The organism is Alkalihalobacterium chitinilyticum (genome assembly GCF_029028005.1).
Lineage (GTDB): Bacteria > Bacillota > Bacilli > Bacillales > Bacillaceae_F > Alkalihalobacterium > Alkalihalobacterium chitinilyticum.
Window position 1 is genome coordinate 38155 of record NZ_JAOTPO010000002.1, and the last position, 15066, is coordinate 53220.

The following is a 15066-nucleotide window of genomic DNA, read 5'->3' on the forward strand; positions in this document are numbered from 1 at the left end:
TCTTTTAAAAATAGAGCTATTGTTTTCCTTATTTCAACATGGTAGATTGAATAATGCAGATACACACGTAAGGAGGAAAATGAAATGAAAAAAATTGGTGTGTTAACTAGTGGTGGCGATTCGCCAGGAATGAATGCTGCCATACGTGCAGTTGTCCGTAAGGCAATTTTTCATGGGTTAGAAGTGTACGGTATTTATGGTGGTTATTCCGGTCTAATTACAGGAGAAATTAAAAAGTTAGAAATTGGATCCGTTGGTGATATTATTCATCGTGGAGGAACGATGTTACATACAGCACGCTGTGAAGAATTTAAAACAGAAGCCGGTCAGAAAAAAGCAATTGAGCAGTTAAATAAATTTGGTATTGAAGGATTAGTCGTTATCGGTGGTGACGGTTCGTACCGCGGGGCACAAAAATTAACGGAACATGGATTTCCTACTATAGGGGTACCAGGTACGATTGATAATGACATTCCAGGTACGGACTTCACGATTGGCTTTGATACAGCATTGAATACAATTATTGATGCGATCGATAAAATTCGTGATACAGCAACCTCTCATGAACGAACATACGTTGTAGAAGTAATGGGGCGAGATGCAGGTGATTTAGCATTGTGCGCTGGACTATCAGGCGGTGCAGAATCAATTATCATTCCTGAAGCTCCTTATGAAATGGAGCAAATTGTAAGTCGTCTAAAAAGAGGTCATCAGCGTGGTAAAAAGCATAGTATTATTATTGTCGCCGAAGGTGTAGGAAGCGGAATTGAAATCGGTAAAAAAATTCAAGAGGAAACGAGCTTAGAAACACGTGTGACAGTATTAGGACATATTCAACGCGGTGGTTCCCCAACTGCAGCTGACCGTGTACTAGCAAGTCGCCTAGGGGCAAAAGCTGTAGAGTTGTTACTTGAAGGTCAAGCTGGAAGAACGGTAGGGATCGAGAACAATAAACTTGTTCATCACGACATAAATGAAATTCTACAAGTAAAACATAGTATTGATAATGAAATGTATAAACTTTCGCAGGAACTGTCAATATAAAACGATTTAGTATCTTGAACCGAATAAAACACAACTTGTGAATAGTTAACAATTAGAGTTAAACAATTAGATAGGGAGGAATACTATAACATGCGTAAAACAAAAATAGTATGTACGATTGGTCCTGCTAGTGAAACGGTTGAAAAATTAGTTTCTTTAATGGAAGCTGGTATGAATGTAGCGCGATTAAACTTTTCTCACGGTGATTTCGAAGAGCACGGTGCTAGAATTAAAAATATCCGTGAAGCTGCTGAGATTACAGGAAAGAATGTAGCAATCTTATTAGATACAAAAGGGCCAGAAATTCGAACACAAACGGTTGAAGGTGGATCAGTTGAACTTAAACAAGGCCAAGAATTAGTAATTTCCATGGAAGAAGTAGTTGGCAACGCATCAAAAATTTCAATTACATATCCTGGTCTTATTCATGACGTTCATCCCGGATCTAAGATTTTGTTAGATGACGGCTTAATCGGGTTAGAAGTTATTGAAGTAGGAACAAATGATATTCGAACAAAAGTGCTAAATACAGGTACTTTAAAAAATAAAAAAGGTGTTAATGTACCAAATGTAAGTGTTAATTTACCAGCAATTACTGAAAAAGATGCTGAAGATATTAAATTTGGAGTCGAGCAAGGTGTTGATTTTATAGCAGCTTCATTTGTAAGAAGAGCATCTGACGTTTTAGAAATGAAAGAGCTGTTAGAAAAGTATAATGCATCAGATATCCATATTATTCCTAAGATCGAAAACCAAGAAGGTGTTGATAACATCGATGAAATCCTACAAATCGCGGATGGCTTAATGGTAGCTCGTGGGGACTTAGGTGTTGAAATTCCTGCCGAAGAAGTACCGCTTGTCCAAAAAGAATTAATTAAAAAGTGTAATGCAGTTGCTAAACCTGTTATTACAGCAACACAAATGCTTGACTCAATGCAACGTAACCCTCGTCCAACTCGAGCAGAAGCAAGTGATGTAGCGAATGCTATTTTTGACGGCACAGATGCGATTATGTTGTCTGGAGAGACGGCGGCTGGGGATTATCCGGTTGAATCTGTACAAACAATGCACACGATTGCACAACGCACAGAAGAAGCATTAAACTATAAAGAAATGTTGTCTAAACGCATTAAAGATACTCGAGTAACGATTACAAGTGCAATTAGTCAGTCGGTTTCTCATACAGCGTATAACTTAAATGCATCAGCAATCCTAACTGCAACTGAAAGTGGATATACAGCTAAAGTAACGGCGAAATACCGTCCAAAAGCACCAGTTATTGCAGTAACAAGCAGCGAAAAAGTATTACGTCGTTTAGCGCTAGTTTGGGGAGTTGTACCACAACTAGGAAGAGAAGCTTCAACAACAGATGAAATGCTTGATATTACGGTACAAGCTGCTATGGATTCAGGTTATGTTAAACACGGTGATTTAGTCGTTATTACAGCAGGAGTACCGGTTGGAGAAACAGGTACGACAAACTTACTGAAAGTACACGTAATTGGTGAAGTTGTTGCAAAGGGACAAGGTATCGGCCGCAGAACGGCTACAGGAAAAGTCGTTGTGGCATCAACAGCTGAAGAAGCGAACGAAAAAGTAAATGTTGGCGATGTTCTAGTTACACTAAGTACTGATAAAGATATGATCCCTGCCTTTGAGAAAGCAGCTGCAGTTATTACAGAAGAAGGTGGTTTAACTTCTCATGCAGCCGTTGTTGGATTAAATTTAGGGAAGCCTGTAATTGTTGGTGTTGAATTAGCTTCTGAACGATTTAAAGATGGTGAAGAAGTGACAGTCGACAGCGCAAGAGGCGATATTTACAGAGGACACGCTAGTGTTTTATAATTAGAAAAGAAGGGGTCTCCCTTCTTTTTTTAGATTATCGTTACTTTCAAGACTATGGATGAATGTTGGTTAGTTAAAAACTCAAAGTCAGTATGAACGGCAAAGTCTTATCTTTTATACTTAAATTCACCCTGCCAGTCTAAACTTTAAGGTAGTTAGAAAGTAGGTTTTAGTATGTTTCGATTGTTATTATTATTAATTATCATTGTTCCGGCGTTAGAAATCGGAGTATTAATATTATCCGGCAATTATTTAGGTGTATGGCCTACTATTTTTCTTATTGTGTTAACAGGAGTAATAGGAGCTTGGTTAGCTAAGCGAGAAGGGCTTCAAACCCTGCGTTTGGCGCAATTGCAAATGCAACAGGGACAGTTACCTAGTGGCGTAATCTTAGATGGAATATGTATTTTAATTGGAGGAGTTGTTCTACTCACTCCAGGATTTATTACCGACTTTATTGGTTTTTATTTATTAATTCCATTTACTCGTGCAACAGCAAAAGCCTTCTTAATGAAGATCTCACAACGAATGATCAATAGTGGTAATTTTATTTTTATTTCAAGAAAGTAATCTATGGTTCCATGAGGGACATAACAAGATAGAACTCCAACCTGAAGTGTCCTTCTCCTTCGTAGGGGGGATGAAGGACAAAAGCAAGGCAGAATTGCAAGTAAGATAGTCTTCAGATGGAGGACGAACCTTGTGTTATAAGTTTATAAGAACTCTATATACATTATAGACGAAAAGGTTGGGGTAAATTTATGAAACCCAACCTTTTTTGTATGTCTGTTATTTAACCTATGACTTTAGATCTTCTCTAAGTAATAGGAGGTACAAACTCATATGAAGCAATCACACCTTTTTCTGGAAAATAAAATCACGGATGTCATGAAAAACTTTTGCTTTATACAGTGTATTAAGAAAAACTAAGCTGGCTGGTCCAATCATTAATCCGAGAAACCCAAATAATTGAAACCCTACAAACAAAGCGATTAACATCGCTAAAGGATCAACCCCTATACTACTCGATAAAACTTTTGGCTCTAATAATTGACGCTGTATTAATATAACTCCATAAAGAACACAAAGACCGATTGTTAATGATAGTTGCCCGGCAAAGAAGGTATATATAATCCACGGAATAAAGATAAGACCAGTTCCTAAGTATGGTATTAAATCAACGATGGCAATGACCACAGCTATTGTAAACGGGTAATCCACTTTAAGAAACAGCAAACCGGAAAGTACGAATACAAATGTAATTGAAATTAGTGTAAGTTGCCCCACCATATAGCCGAAAAGAGCTTGTTTTAAATCATTAAGTACCTTAATCGAACTCTCGGTCACTTTATGAGGTAACGTCCTACGAATGAAACGAGTTATTTTATACCAATCCTTACTAATAAAAAAAGTAGCCATGATAGTAAAAATAAATACAGTTGCTAAATTTGGCAATGAAATAAGAAATTCTGATAATCCATTGAAAATTTTCTGAACCGCTGTTCCTGCAGTTGTTGCAATTTCTGAACTGAACGTTTGGATATAATTCATGATCGTCGACTGCTGTTCGGTATCTAGCGCATTAATTGAACGAATAACTTGTTCATAAATAGGAAGTAGTGTCGTAAAGAAAAATCCTTCCATATAAAGGACTAATGTATTTATATGATGAGGAAGAACGTTTGCTAAGTGGTTAGATCCAGAGATGATTTCTGCGATGAATAAAGTGATAAGTCCAGAAAAAATAATCAGTATTAGTAAAAGTGAAAATAGGACGGCTATTGCTCGGTTCAGCTTCCAGCGAAATTCCAAAAAATTGACGAGTGGATTCATGATAAATGCTAGTATAAATCCAAATAGAAAGGGGTAGGTTACCGATGTAACATAATACGAACTAATAAACACAAGAAAGATAATAAAGATAACAAAAAGAATACGCAAAGCCAAAGATAATTGCTCTTTGTTCAAAAAATCGCCCCCTAATGCTCTGCTTGTACATCATATGAACCTGGTGTAAAAAAAATGAGGAGAGTGGCGAAAATATATGCATTTTTATTGTAAGGATACAAGAATAGCTTTTTTATTTTTCCGATATAAATTATTAAATCAAGCTGTGTACTATAATAGATGCAAAAAATAATCTTCTATTATGAAACATAGCGAATATTGAGAAATTATGATATGATGTGTTTTGAGGATTGTCTATGGAGGAAGGATGAACAGTTAATTTGTTGTCTCAATCATCATTGTTTTTACTGATTCTACTAGTCATTAGCTGGTTAGGGAAAAACCAGTCTTTACTAGTAGCTGTTGTTGCACTCCTATTACTTAAGTGGACTGGGCTGGGTGACAAACTCTTTCCGCTTATACAAGCAAAAGGGATCAATTGGGGAGTAACAATACTTACGATTGCCGTTTTAGTACCCATTGCAACTGGTGAAATAGGGTTTAAGCAACTTACAGAATCACTAAAATCGTCGTATGCATGGATTGCATTATTTTCTGGTATAGCCGTCGCGTTAATTGCAGCGAGCGGAGTCGATCTTCTGAAGGACGACCCGCACATTACAACAGCGTTAGTACTAGGCACTATTTTGGCAGTTGTATTGTTCAAAGGTATTGCAGTAGGTCCTTTAATCGCCGCAGGAATCGCATACTTAATTATTCAACTTATATCAATTTTTACAACTAATGGGGGCTAATTTTGCCTCGTTTACTATTGTCAGAAAACTCAGATTAGTAAAACTTTTAATGATATGCGATGAATATGTTGATTAAACGTTCACAAAATCTTAAAAAATGTTTATAATGTAAGTTGATTGAAACTTCCTTCCTACATAGTTTTTAGATGGAAATGTAAGCATTTACTTTTCCTCGTGTAATATCTGTATGAATATAACAGGGTAAAAGGAGAGGTTGAGAAATGAGTACTACAAAAGGTCTTGAAGGAGTTGTAGCAACAACTTCCAGTGTGAGTTCTATCATTGATAGCGTTTTAACTTATCAAGGATATGATATTGATGATCTAGCTGATAACGCAACATTTGAAGAAGTAATTTATTTACTTTGGAACGGTAGATTACCGAAACAAGATGAGCTTGATCAATTAACGAAGGATTTAGCGGACAACGCTGACATTCCTCAAGAAATTTTAGATTTTATGAAAGCTTACCCAAATAAGGACGTTCATCCTATGGCAGCTCTTCGTACAGCGATTTCTAGCTTAGCATTGTATGATGATCAAGCTGATGTAATGGACGAGCAAGCTAATCGCCTTAAAGCTATTCGTTTACAAGCAAAAATTCCAACGCTTGTAACAGCTTTTTCTCGTATTCGTGAAGGTAAGGATCCAATCACTCCACGTAAAGATTTAGGATTTGCTGCAAATTTCCTTTATACATTAACAGGAGAAGAGCCAGATGAGATCGCGATAAATGCATTTGATAAAGCGCTAGTGCTTCACGCTGATCACGAGTTAAATGCGTCAACGTTTACTGCTCGTGTCTGTGTTGCTACTTTATCTGATGTGTATTCTGGGGTCACAGCTGCAATTGGTGCATTAAAAGGACCTTTACATGGTGGCGCTAATGAAGCTGTTATGAAAATGTTACATGAAATCGGTGAAGTAGAAAATGTTGAGCCATACATTCGCCGAGCTTTAGATAATAAAGAAAAAATTATGGGCTTTGGACACCGTGTATACAAAAATGGTGACCCACGTGCAAAACACTTACGTGAAATGTCTAAGAAATTAACTGCTATTACTGGTGAGCCTAAATGGTATGAAATGTCAATTAAAATTGACGAAATGGTAACTGGTGAAAAAGGTTTATTACCAAATGTTGATTTCTATTCAGCAAGCGTATACCATAGTCTTGGAATTAAATATGACTTGTTCACTCCAATCTTTGCAGTGAGTCGTACTTCAGGATGGTTAGCTCATATCTTAGAACAATACAGCAACAACCGTCTAATTCGTCCACGTGCAGAATATGTTGGTCCAGACAAACAAGTTTACGTTCCAATTGACCAACGTTAATAAGATTATTAGTGTATAATGTCAGGAGGAGGAAACTCCTCCTTGTACATATTTAATTGTTAAAAACATAGAATGATTTCTGTGCTTTTAACTAATCTTAGTTAGGGAGGTAATTGTGATTATGGCAAATGGAGAAGCAATTAAGGTAAATAATGGGGTTTTAGAAGTACCAAATAATCCAGTCATTCCGTTTATTGAGGGAGATGGAATTGGACCAGATATTTGGGCAGCTGCTTCAAGAGTATTAGATGCTGCAGTTGAAAAAGCATACAACGGTGAAAAGAAAATTGAGTGGAAAGAAATCCTTGCTGGTGAGAAAGCATTTAATGAAACAGGTAACTGGTTACCAGAGGAGACTCTTGAGGCTGTACGTGAATACATAATTGCGATTAAAGGACCGTTAACTACTCCAATTGGTGGAGGATTCCGTTCATTAAACGTTGCACTTCGTCAAGAACTAGATCTATTCACTTGTTTACGTCCTGTACGTTACTTTACAGGTGTTCCATCACCAGTAAAACGTCCTGAAGATACTGATATGGTGATCTTCCGTGAAAATACTGAAGATATTTATGCGGGTATTGAGTATCAATCTGGTTCTGAAGAAGTTAAGAAATTAATCAGCTTCTTACAAAATGAATTAGGTGTTGACAAAATCCGTTTCCCAGAAACTTCAGGTATTGGTATTAAGCCAGTATCTCAAGAAGGTACTTCACGTCTAGTACGTGCTGCTATTCAATATGCAATTACTGAAGGACGTAAGAGCGTTACACTAGTTCATAAAGGTAACATCATGAAATTTACTGAAGGTGCATTTAAGAACTGGGGTTATGAGCTTGCTGAAGCAGAGTTTGGAGACAAAGTATTTACTTGGGCTCAATACGATGCAATCGTAGAGCGTGATGGTAAAGACGCTGCAAATGAAGCACAAGCAAAAGCAGAAGCTGAAGGCAAAATCATCATTAAAGATGCAATTGCTGATATCTTCTTACAACAAATTTTAACTCGTCCAGCTGAGTTTGATGTAGTTGCAACAATGAACTTAAATGGTGATTACATTTCTGATGCATTAGCTGCACAAGTTGGTGGTATCGGTATCGCACCAGGTGCAAACATTAACTATGACACTGGTCATGCTATTTTTGAAGCTACTCACGGTACAGCTCCGAAATATGCAGGTTTAGATAAAGTTAACCCATCTTCAGTATTACTTTCTGGTGAATTAATGCTTCGTCACCTTGGATGGACTGAAGCTGCTGATTTAATCATGGGTTCAATGGAAAAAACAATTGCAAGTAAAGTTGTAACATATGACTTCGCACGCCTAATGGAAGGTGCAACGGAAGTTAAGTGTTCTGAATTTGCAAATGAACTTATTAAAAACCTTTAATACCCTTTAAGTTTAGATTTTTAACAAGGAAAGTGTTCAACACTATTGAACAACCTTATCTAGTTGTTTGAGATGAAAGATTAAATATCTGGATTTTTCAAACAACCACTAATAACGCAAAGGGAGTGTGAATAATGGCAATCAAACGCAGAAAGATTTCTGTAATTGGCGGAGGTTTTACGGGTGCAACAACTGCACTTATGGTAGCGCAAAAAGAATTAGGAGATGTAGTACTTCTAGATATTCCACAGATGGAAGGACCAACTAAAGGAAAAGCATTAGACATGCTTGAGTCTACACCGGTTCAAGGTCTTGACTCTAACATTATTGGTACTTCTAACTATGAAGATACTGCTGGTTCCGATGTTGTAGTTATCACTGCAGGTATTGCACGTAAGCCAGGTATGAGCCGAGATGACCTAGTGAACACAAACGCTGGTATCATGAAGGCTGTAACTAAAGAAGTTGTAAAACACTCACCAGAATGCTACATTATCGTATTAACTAATCCTGCTGATGCTATGACATACACAGTATATAAAGAGTCAGGATTCCCGAAGAATCGCGTATTAGGTCAATCAGGTGTTCTTGATACTGCTCGTTTCCGTACATTTGTTGCTCAAGAATTAAACGTATCAGTGGAAGATGTAACTGGTTTTGTTCTAGGTGGACATGGAGACGATATGGTACCACTTATCCGTTATTCCTATGCTGGTGGAATTCCATTAGAAAAGCTTATTTCAAAAGATCGTCTTGATGCAATTGTTGAACGTACACGTAAAGGCGGCGGTGAAATCGTTGGTCTCTTAGGAAATGGAAGTGCGTACTACGCACCAGCTGCTTCATTAGTTCAAATGGTTGAAGCCATCCTTAAAGATAAGAAACGAATTATCCCTACAATTGCGTACTTAGAAGGCGAATATGGATATACCGATCTATATGTTGGAGTTCCTACAATTATCGGTGGAGACGGTATTGAAAAAGTTATCGAATTAGAATTAACAGCTGAAGAGAAATCCGCTTTAGACCAATCTGTTGAGTCTGTTCGTAACGTAATGGCAGCTTTACCGAAAGCATAAATGGTTAAACTTAAAAAGGATTTATCGAATGACACACGTAGTCTTGCTACGTGTGTCATTTTTTTATGTTAAGTATAGATTCAAAAGTGTCTTGCTTTAGCTTCCAACAACTAGCGAGACTACGGTCATCTCCTTACAATAAGTCGACATCGGATCACTAGGGTTCACCGTGTTTCCTTTATAAAAGAACTTAATTAGGATAAATATAGTTAATAAAACATCATTAGTTGTGTAATTGAAAATAATTCTCAAACAAATTTACATGAAATTTACATTCGTTTGCTATAATCAAAATAAAGATTACAATTTTAAATAACCTTAATATCGGAGGACGCTATGACACAAAGATTATTAGTTGTAGATGATGAAGAGTCTATTGTAACGTTACTTCAATTTAACTTGGAACAAGCTGGGTATGAAGTAGTGACGGCTATGGATGGGGCATCTGCATTTGAACTAGCGCAATCACAGCCGTTTGATTTAATCGTTTTAGATTTAATGATTCCTGAAATGGATGGATTAGATGTATGTAAGCAAATGCGTTTAAATAAATTAATGACACCGATTTTGATGTTAACCGCAAAAGATGATGAGTTCGATAAAGTATTAGGTTTAGAGCTTGGTGCGGATGACTACATGACAAAACCTTTTAGTCCAAGAGAGGTTGTTGCAAGGGTACGGGCTATATTAAGAAGGGTCGGTCAAAGTCAAAATGACCAAGAAGTATCAAGGACTGAAGGTACAGTCATTAGTGTTGGTGAAGTCGATATTTATCCAGAAAACTACGAGGTGCAGTATAAAGGACAGCCGATGGATTTAACACCAAAAGAATTTGAGCTCCTTTTATATTTAGCAAGTAATAAAGGAAGAGTATTGACTCGAGACCAATTATTAAATGCAGTTTGGAACTATGAATTTGTTGGAGATACTAGGATCGTGGACGTTCATATCAGCCACTTAAGAGAGAAGATTGAACCGAATACAAAGAAACCGATTTATATTAAGACCATTCGTGGATTAGGTTATAAGTTAGAGGAGCCTCAATTAAATGGGTAAGTTTCGATTTCGATTAGTGTTTTCATTACTTGCAGTCACGCTTATCGTGCTCGCTAGTTTGGGCCTAATCATTGGTCAGTTATTTAAGGAATTTTACTTCGAAAGTCTTACAGACCGTTTAAAGAAAGAAGCTGAACTAGCAGGATTCAGTGTATTAGAAGCAGGATTGAACGAAAATGGACATTCTCAGGAACTGGCATTTAGAATAAGTGAGAAGCTTGAAACGAGGGTAACGATTATTTTAGCAGATGGAACAGTCGTCGGCGAATCGGCCACAGATCCGCAACTTATGGATAATCACATTAATCGGCCTGAAATTCAGTCTGTGATTGAGGGGGAAGGTCAATATGAAATTCGATATAGCGATACTGTCGGTAAAGAACTGTTATATTACGCAGTTCCAGTTGAAGAAGCAGGGGAAACGATAGGCTTTTTACGACTTGGGATCCCTTTTGAAGAGCTTAATAAAATGAACCAAAAAATCTGGGGTCTTCTTATTTTTAGTTTCTCTCTAGCGTTTTTCGTTATTGTTTCCGTTTCGTATCGAATAGCTAATCAAATGATTCGTCCAATTGAAGCAGCAACGAAAGTGGCAAACTCTCTTGCTGAAGGAAATTATAAGGCTCGAACAATAGAAGGTAATCATGATGAAGTTGGGCAACTAAGCCGTTCTATTAATGTATTAGCTTATAACTTGGACCAAATTACAAGAAGACATCAAATTCAACAAGAAAGAATGGAAACGTTAATTGAAAATATGGGAAGTGGTTTAATTTTTATTAATCCACGAGGAGATATTTCACTTATCAATCGGTCATGTAAAGATATTTTCCAAGAAGATACGGATTTATGGTTAAATCGTTTGTATCACGAAGCAATAAAGCATAAGGAAATCATTAAAATTGTACAAGATATTTTTATGACAGAACAGAAACAAAGGAAACAAATTAAATTACCCATTCACTTAGAAGTACGACACTTCGACGTATATGGAGCTCCTATTATTGGGGAAGATGAAAAGCTCCGCGGGATTGCTCTTGTTTTCCATGATATCACTGAATTAAAGAAACTAGAGCAAGTGAGAAAAGACTTTGTTGCTAATGTTTCACATGAATTGAAGACGCCAGTGACTTCTATTCGAGGGTTTACTGAAACCCTTTTAGATGGGGCGATGGAAGATCAAAAGCTCCGTGAACAATTTTTAACAATTATCTGGAAAGAAAGTGAGAGGCTGCAAAACTTAATTCATGATCTCCTGGAGCTCTCGCGAATTGAGCAGCAATATTTCAAGTTAAATTGGCAGAAAACGAACATATCAGATATTGTAGAGGATGTTCATACTCTTTTAAGACCAAAAGCAGCAGAAAAAGATATTCAATTGAATATAAAATGCAGCGGTGACACGGTTATAGATGGCGACCCTGTCCGAATAAAGCAGATCGTTATTAATCTTGTTAACAACAGTATTACGTATACTCCAGCGAGCGGTGTTGTGTTCGTTGAAGTGGATCAACAAGGTAAAGAAGTTGTATTAAAGGTAAAAGATACAGGGATTGGGATGAGTGAAAGCGAATTACCTCGTATTTTTGAGCGGTTTTATCGAGTAGATCGTGCAAGGAGCCGTAACTCGGGTGGAACAGGACTAGGGCTTGCAATTGTAAAACATTTAGTAGAAGCACACCATGGTAAAATTGATGTGGAAAGTCATGTAGGAAAAGGTACACTATTTATAATTACTTTTAATAAAGAAGCGAAAGCTGAACATAGCTTTTTTTAGATTTTTTAAAGCCAAGCCAAAAACAATGAAATAGATGGAAAGGTTAGTATGTATATTTACAAAAGATTAACATTTCCTTCATTCTAAATTTACGGTTGAAAGTTATAATTATCTCGAACGGTTTCATCAATGCCTGTAAACTGGATGTTTAAGCTCATCCCTTCATGCAGTTTACGGAAGTTGTTTTACATCCCCTTGTTAGGACAAAAGCTTCCCCTTAGCTTTTGTCCTGCTTTTTTTGCGGAGATATCCCTCTTTTTCAAAGCGGGTGCCGGTAACTATGGTTGCCGTATACCCTTTACCACATATGGCAAGACTCTAGCCTATACACCTATAGCGGTTCCATCCATTTTTGTATGAGTAATCTCATTGTATTAAGTAGCATCAAAATGTGATAGGTAACTCATAGACCCTTATTTCGGTTAAAATAGCCCAGTCTTCAGTTTTAAGGCACTCAGAAGCTCTTATTTACTAATTTTCTTGTTGTTTTTGAATACATCTAAGTAAATAGAGGCCTTTCAGTTCCCTAAATCGTTAAATATGGTGCTTTTAGTTAAAATAGCGTCCTCTCAGTGCCCTAAAAGAAATCCTGATAGCTACAAGTTAAAACTGCCAAATCCTTTAGCTCATCCGAAGAAGCTCCAGGTGTCATCTGCTCGAGGTCGCTTCGGTCTATAAAACGTGTCCAAACGCAGGACACGTATTGTTAGTCCTCCAGCGCTTGTCCCGATAAACAGACACCTTCCGCCTTTCTATTGTCTAACTCCAAAAATTGTAACTTTGTTAAATCAATGGGAGTATGTGATTTATCCTATATTCTTGTAAACTTATATACTATAATATTAGTATGAAACTTTTTCTTAAGTGTTTCGTAATAGTTAAGAGAAAGAAAGTGTAACTTTCTAATATCATGTGAAATAGAAAGAGGGGATGAAATGGTCACAATTAAGCAATTGATTGTAGGGTTTTTATCTGCAATCGGAATTGGTATCTTAGCATTATTTATAACGACAGGTTGGTATATTGTTGACGAAACAGACCAAGCGGCATTAATTACGTTTGGTAAAGTTGAAGAAACAATAGCTGAACCAGGTCTTAAATTTAAAATGCCTTGGCCGATTCAGCGAGTCGAAATCTTATCAAGAACGACAAATAACCTTCGTGTAGGCTTTGAAGATCGAAATGGAGAACTTAATTATACAGATGAAGCCAAGATGATTACGGGTGATGAAAACATCGTTTTAGCTGATCTGATCGTTCAATGGAGAATTACAGATCCAGAAGAGTATTTATTTAATGCCGATAATCCAGAACAAATTCTATTTAATGCAGCATCGGCTTCATTAAGAGGGGTTATTGGAAGTTCGAGAATTGATGCTATCTTGACAGACGAACGACCAGAAATTGAAGCAAAAGTAAGAGAAAATCTACTGTCTTATATGGAGACTTATAAAGTCGGAATTACCGTCATGGACGTAAAGCTTCAAAACGTTGAATTGCCAAACGAGGAAGTAAGACGTGCATTTACAGAAGTTACAGATGCTCGTGAGGAACGATTAACGAAAATTAATGAAGCTAATAAATATCGTAACCAGTTAATTAATGAAGCAAAAGGGGAGCAAGATGCAATCATTTCCCGAGCGGAAGGTACAAAAGCAGAGCGTATGGAACGTGCCCGCGGGGATGTTGCAAGATTTAACGCCCTTTATGAGGAGTATTTAATTAATCCTGAAGTTACTAGACAGCGTCTTGTTCTAGAAACGCTAGAAGAAGTATTACCAGGGACAGATATTTACATTATGGATAATAACAGTGATACGGTAAGTTATTTACCGATCCGACCAATTGAACGCCGTCAATCTAGTGAAGGGGGGAACAACTAATGAGTGATAATAATATTGTAGATTTAGAGGAACGCCGCCCAACTGAAGAGTGGAAAAAATATACACGCCTCGGGGTTTCATTAGTTATTGTTATCGCCGTAGTTACAACCATCCTCTCTAACTTATTCATCGTTGAACAAGGTGAATATAAGGTTGTACGTCAATTTGGTGAAGTTGTAAGGATTGAAAGTGAACCAGGTTTAAGTTATAAGATCCCATTCATTCAGTCGGTGACAACATTACCGAAATATCAAATGGTATATGACATTACACCAGCAGAAATTAATACAAGAGATAAAAAACGTATGCTTGTTGATACGTATGCGGTATGGAGTGTTGACGACCCGCGAGATATGATTTCTAATGCAAGATCCATTCAAAATGCTGAATCGATTATGGGTAACTTTATTTTCTCTGTTATCCGTGCAGAATTAGGTCAACTCGATTATGACGAAATCATTAATGACGAAGCATCTAACCGAGGAAGTTTTAATGAACGTGTCCGCGACCGTGTCAATGAGTTGTTAGCAAGAGATAGCTATGGAATCCAGCTTACTGATATTCGTATGAAACGTACGGATTTACCTGAAGAGAACGAGCAGGCAATCTTCCGTCGAATGATCTCTGAGCGTCAATCGACAGCTCAAGATTATCTATCACAAGGTGATGCAGAAGCGAACCGTATTCGTGCAAACACTGACCGTGAAGTACAAGAAATCGTAGCAAAGGCAACAGCTGATGCTAATGAAATCATCGGTGAAGGTGAAGCTGAAGCTGCACGTATTTACAATGAATCTTTTGGACGTGACACAGAATTCTATAACTTATATCGCACTCTTCAATCGTATGAAAAAACAATTGAAGATGAAACGGTTATTGTCCTTCCGGCTGACTCACCATATGCTCGTATTTTGATGGGCTATACTAATTAATAAATGATAAAGACACTTTGC

General features: G+C 37.2%; 12 protein-coding genes. 11 read left to right on the plus strand and 1 reads right to left on the minus strand.

Going from position 1 to position 15066, the window contains the following annotated elements; translation table 11 throughout:
* Positions 1-84: 84 nt before the first annotated feature.
* From pfkA to N7Z68_RS02955, 3 genes are all read left to right on the plus strand, one after another.
* A complete protein-coding gene (pfkA, locus tag N7Z68_RS02945) occupies positions 85-1044 on the plus strand; it encodes a 6-phosphofructokinase (RefSeq protein ID WP_275116963.1) in 960 nt (319 codons plus the stop codon).
* A 90-nt stretch (positions 1045-1134) separates the two neighbouring features.
* Complete coding sequence (pyk, locus tag N7Z68_RS02950) at positions 1135-2889, plus strand: pyruvate kinase (RefSeq protein ID WP_275116964.1); 1755 nt, start codon at positions 1135-1137, stop codon at positions 2887-2889.
* 174 nt (positions 2890-3063) lie between these two features.
* Positions 3064-3459, plus strand: coding sequence for an FxsA family protein (locus tag N7Z68_RS02955; RefSeq protein WP_275116965.1), 396 nt, complete (start codon positions 3064-3066; stop codon positions 3457-3459).
* A 282-nt stretch (positions 3460-3741) separates the two neighbouring features.
* On the opposite strand, the gene ytvI is transcribed toward N7Z68_RS02955, so the two are convergent.
* A complete protein-coding gene (ytvI, locus tag N7Z68_RS02960; protein ID WP_275116966.1) occupies positions 3742-4857 on the minus strand; it encodes a sporulation integral membrane protein YtvI in 1116 nt (371 codons plus the stop codon).
* A gap of 260 nt (positions 4858-5117) precedes the next feature.
* On the opposite strand from ytvI, the gene N7Z68_RS02965 reads away from it, so the two are divergent.
* The 8 genes from N7Z68_RS02965 to hflC all read left to right on the plus strand — a co-directional run bounded on the left by N7Z68_RS02965 (position 5118) and on the right by hflC (position 15045).
* Positions 5118-5591 carry a DUF441 domain-containing protein gene (locus N7Z68_RS02965; protein WP_275116967.1) on the plus strand — a complete coding sequence of 158 codons (474 nt, stop codon included), beginning with the start codon at positions 5118-5120 and terminating at the stop codon, positions 5589-5591.
* 221 nt (positions 5592-5812) lie between these two features.
* Complete coding sequence (citZ, locus tag N7Z68_RS02970; protein ID WP_275116968.1) at positions 5813-6928, plus strand: citrate synthase; 1116 nt, start codon at positions 5813-5815, stop codon at positions 6926-6928.
* A 121-nt stretch (positions 6929-7049) separates the two neighbouring features.
* Positions 7050-8318, plus strand: a complete 1269-nt coding sequence (gene icd, locus N7Z68_RS02975) for an NADP-dependent isocitrate dehydrogenase (RefSeq protein WP_275116969.1) — start codon at positions 7050-7052, stop codon at positions 8316-8318.
* A 134-nt stretch (positions 8319-8452) separates the two neighbouring features.
* Positions 8453-9397 (plus strand): malate dehydrogenase, encoded by a 945-nt coding sequence (mdh, locus tag N7Z68_RS02980; protein ID WP_275116970.1) that lies wholly within the window; start codon positions 8453-8455, stop codon positions 9395-9397.
* A 336-nt stretch (positions 9398-9733) separates the two neighbouring features.
* A complete protein-coding gene (locus N7Z68_RS02985) occupies positions 9734-10453 on the plus strand; it encodes a response regulator transcription factor (protein WP_275116971.1) in 720 nt (239 codons plus the stop codon).
* Positions 10446-12230: a two-component system histidine kinase PnpS gene (gene pnpS / locus N7Z68_RS02990; RefSeq protein ID WP_275116972.1), complete on the plus strand. Its 1785-nt coding sequence runs from the start codon at positions 10446-10448 to the stop codon at positions 12228-12230. Before N7Z68_RS02985 ends, pnpS begins: the two co-directional genes overlap by 8 nt.
* A 935-nt stretch (positions 12231-13165) precedes the next feature.
* Positions 13166-14113 carry an FtsH protease activity modulator HflK gene (gene hflK / locus N7Z68_RS02995; protein ID WP_275116973.1) on the plus strand — a complete coding sequence of 316 codons (948 nt, stop codon included), beginning with the start codon at positions 13166-13168 and terminating at the stop codon, positions 14111-14113.
* Positions 14113-15045, plus strand: coding sequence for a protease modulator HflC (gene hflC, locus N7Z68_RS03000; RefSeq protein ID WP_275116974.1), 933 nt, complete (start codon positions 14113-14115; stop codon positions 15043-15045). The genes hflK and hflC overlap by 1 nt, the downstream gene beginning before the upstream one ends.
* Positions 15046-15066 lie beyond the last annotated feature (21 nt).